The organism is Microbacterium sp. BF1, from assembly GCF_019279095.1.
GTDB classification, from domain to species: domain Bacteria; phylum Actinomycetota; class Actinomycetes; order Actinomycetales; family Microbacteriaceae; genus Microbacterium; species Microbacterium maritypicum.
Window position 1 is genome coordinate 1 of the sequence record NZ_JAGYWT010000280.1, and the last position, 3,211, is coordinate 3,211.

The following is a 3,211-nucleotide window of genomic DNA, read 5'->3' on the forward strand; positions in this document are numbered from 1 at the left end:
GCCTTCGCGCCGGACCTCGGACTGCTCAGCGTCGCCCGCGTGCTCATGGGCGTGGGAGCGGCGGCCGGTGGCGTCGTGGCCATGGCGATCGTGCGCGACCTGTTCGGCGGGCGGCGACTGGTCGTCATGCTCTCCCGCCTCGCCCTGGTCTCGGGTGTGGCTCCGGTCATCGCGCCCCTGATCGGCTCGTGGCTGCTCACGCTCATGCCCTGGCGTGGGATCTTCGGCGTGCTCGCCGCCTACGGCGTGGTGATGCTGCTGTCGACGATCCTGTTCATCCCGGAGACCCTGCCCGTCGCACGTCGCCAGGGCCGGGGAGGGGCGACCATGCTGCAGCGGTACCGCTCCGTGCTCTCGGACCGGGTGTTCCTCGGCGTGCTCGTGATCGGCGGGATGACCTTCTCCGGCCTGTTCTCCTACCTGTCGGCATCGCCGTTCCTGTTCCAGGTGACGCACGGACTCGATGCGCAGCAGTACGGTCTGCTGTTCGCCGTGAACTCGCTCGGTGTCGTCTTCGGCGTGCAGACCGCGTCCCGACTCGCCGCGCGCTTCGGGCCGCAGTGGGTCATGGCCTACTCGACCGCGGTGCTGCTGCTCGCCGGAGTCGCGATCATCGTCACCGATCAGCTCGGCCTCGGGTTGTGGGGCACGGTGATCCCGCTGTTCGTGTTCATGACCGCGTGCGGATTCACGTTCCCGAACGTGCAGGTGCTGGCGCTCGACCGTCACGGAAAAGCCGCAGGAACCGCGGCGTCCATCATCGGTGCGACGAACTTCGGCGTCGCCGGCCTCATCTCGCCCGTCGTCGGATGGCTCTCGCACGACGCCGGGATCACCGCGACGACCATGGCCTCCGTCATGGTCGGATGCGCCGCGATCGGCATCCTGTCGCTCTGGTTCGTCGTGCGTCCGCGCACGGTCGGGATGCTCGCTCCCTGAGTGTTCAGGCATCGTCCGACAGAATGGGACGATGAACAGGCGGATGCTGCTGTGGTGGGGAGTGGGCCTCCTCGCGCTCGCGACGGTGCTGGGTGCCGTGGTCGTGTTCGCCTACCCGGCGACCTCCGGGTTCGATCGGTGGTGGAACGACACGATCGCCGGGGCCCGTGCGGACTGGATGGTCGACTTCGCCCTCGCGCTGAACTGGGTCGGTGGTGGCTGGGTCGCCATCCTCGGAGTACCGCTGCTGACGATCCTGGTGCTCGTGATCGCACGGCGGTGGCGCGGTGCGCTGTTCGCCGCTCTCTGCTTCGCCGCGAGTGCCGCCGGTGTGCAGCTGCTCAAGCAGCTCTTCGGGCGTGCGCGGCCCGACGACATGCTGGTGGTGAGCGACTACGGCTCGTTCCCTTCCGGTCACACCGCGAACGCCGCGACGATCGCGCTCGTGCTCTGGGTGCTCTTCCCGCGGGTCTGGGTCGCGATCGTCGGGGCGGCATGGGTGCTCGCGATGGCCCTCTCGCGCACCTTCCTCTCGGTACACTGGGCGACTGACACCCTCGGCGGTGCGCTGGTCGGCGCCGGTGTCGTGCTGGTGCTCGCCGCCTGGCTGCTCCCGTGGGTGCAGCGCAACAGAGTCGCGGTCGAGGCGCCGATAGGCTGACAGGACCCGTTCCCTCCCGAGGAGTCGCCGTGTCCCGCATTCGTCCGTACCGCCCCACCGATCGTGCCGCGCTGTACGAGATCTGCGTGAAGACGGCGGATGCCGGGGCGGATGCGACCGGTGTGCTGTCGGACGATTCGCTGTGGGGCGACCTGTTCGCGGTGCCCTACGCCGAGCGTCATCCCGATCTCGCGTGGGTGGTCGAGAGCGACGACGAGCGCACGATCGGCTACATCGTGGCGACGGACGACACCGACGCTTTCTACACCTGGTTCCGTGAGGAGTGGTGGCCGACGCTCGAGGGACGCCACCCCCGGCCGGTGGAGGTGGCCACGCGGGAGGATCGGATGATCGACTACGGATACAGCCGTGCCGCCGGCATCGAGCCGAACGTCGGGGATCACCCGGCCCACCTGCACATCGACCTGCTTCCCGAGACACAGGGGCAGGGTCTGGGTCGCCAGCTCATCGAGACGCTGTTCGCCGAGCTGACCCGGCGCGGGGTGCGCGGGCTGCACCTGGGGATCGACCCGAACAATGCCGGTGCCGCCGCCTTCTACGAGCGGCTCGGGATGACGCGCCTGCCGGCGGAGCCGGGTGGTCAGATCTACGGCGTGCGCTTCGACGGCTGAGCCCTCGCGATTCCGGCGGCGAGGGCGGGCCCCGGTGCTCTCCCCTTCCGAGTCCCCAACGCCCCATCAACAAGAAGAGAGCCCCGCACCAGCGGGGGCTCTCTTCTTGTTTGGCGGTGACGGCGGGATTCGAACCCGCGGTTGCTTGCACAACACACGCTTTCCAAGCGTGCTCCTTCGGCCGCTCGGACACGTCACCAAGGAACAACCTGTCCATCCTATCCGATGCCGGGCGTGCGACAGGACAGATCGCCGACACCCTGGCCTCCGGCACCCCCGGATGTGAAATATTGCACGTCACCTGCCGCCTGGATAGCCTCATGTGAGGACGTATCGCCTTCTATCGTGATACGACGTTTCTCTGGGGGAAGCATGCAGGCGAGTTCGACGGCGACACGAAGCGGCCACCGCACCGCGACGGCTTTCGAGCAGTATGTGAGCGCACGGCGCGGGTTCGTCGAGGGAGCGGTGTTCTTCCTAGAATCCGACACGCACCTCGAGGCGGTGCTGAGCGGGAGCAGGGCGGGGGACGTCGTCTTCACCCCGGCGGGCACGGCCGTGCGGAGCGATCCGCGAGTCGTCGAATACGACGGGCGCTTCTGCAGGCCCGGTGACCAGCTGACCCTCGACGGCAGCCAGACGCTCGAACTGCAGGAGTACGTCGCCGTTCCCTTCGTGTCGATCGTCGGGCCCACCGTCCTCCGGCAGTGCAGCGCGGACGGCGTGGCCGCCTTCTTCAGCGACGCCGACACGGCGAGGGAATCCGGCGTCTTCGTCGAGCAGCTGCTGAGCAGCGCCGTTCTCATCGACTCCCTCGTCTCCTTCGTCGGGACCGACCACGAGCCGGACGCTCTCGTGCGGGTCCACGTGAGCGCAGACGGCGAGTACCGGGACGGCCCCGACGGACTCGTTATCGGGGAGGTCGGAGATGAGCGTGCGGACGTCGAGGCCCGCGCCGTCGACGGCGCGGGCCGAGGGC

General features: G+C 68.7%; 3 protein-coding genes, 1 tRNA gene and 1 pseudogene. 4 read left to right on the forward strand and 1 reads right to left on the reverse strand.

The annotated features are described in order from the left end of the window. The 3 genes from KZA10_RS10445 to KZA10_RS10455 all read left to right on the forward strand — a co-directional run. The coding region (locus tag KZA10_RS10445; RefSeq protein WP_218682834.1) for an MFS transporter at positions 1–939 on the forward strand (939 nt) is incomplete at its 5' end. 31 nt (positions 940–970) lie between these two features. Continuing rightward, positions 971–1,600 (forward strand): phosphatase PAP2 family protein, encoded by a 630-nt coding sequence (locus KZA10_RS10450; protein ID WP_167497372.1) that lies wholly within the window; start codon positions 971–973, stop codon positions 1,598–1,600. Between the two features lie 29 nt (positions 1,601–1,629). Beyond that, positions 1,630–2,232 (forward strand): GNAT family N-acetyltransferase, encoded by a 603-nt coding sequence (locus KZA10_RS10455; protein ID WP_141385806.1) that lies wholly within the window; start codon positions 1,630–1,632, stop codon positions 2,230–2,232. A gap of 111 nt (positions 2,233–2,343) precedes the next feature. Here KZA10_RS10455 and KZA10_RS10460 read toward each other — a convergent pair. Beyond that, positions 2,344–2,431, reverse strand: a tRNA-Ser gene (locus KZA10_RS10460). A 173-nt stretch (positions 2,432–2,604) separates the two neighbouring features. Here KZA10_RS10460 and KZA10_RS10465 point away from each other — a divergent pair. After that, positions 2,605–3,211: pseudogene (locus KZA10_RS10465) on the forward strand (hypothetical protein); the annotation flags it as partial.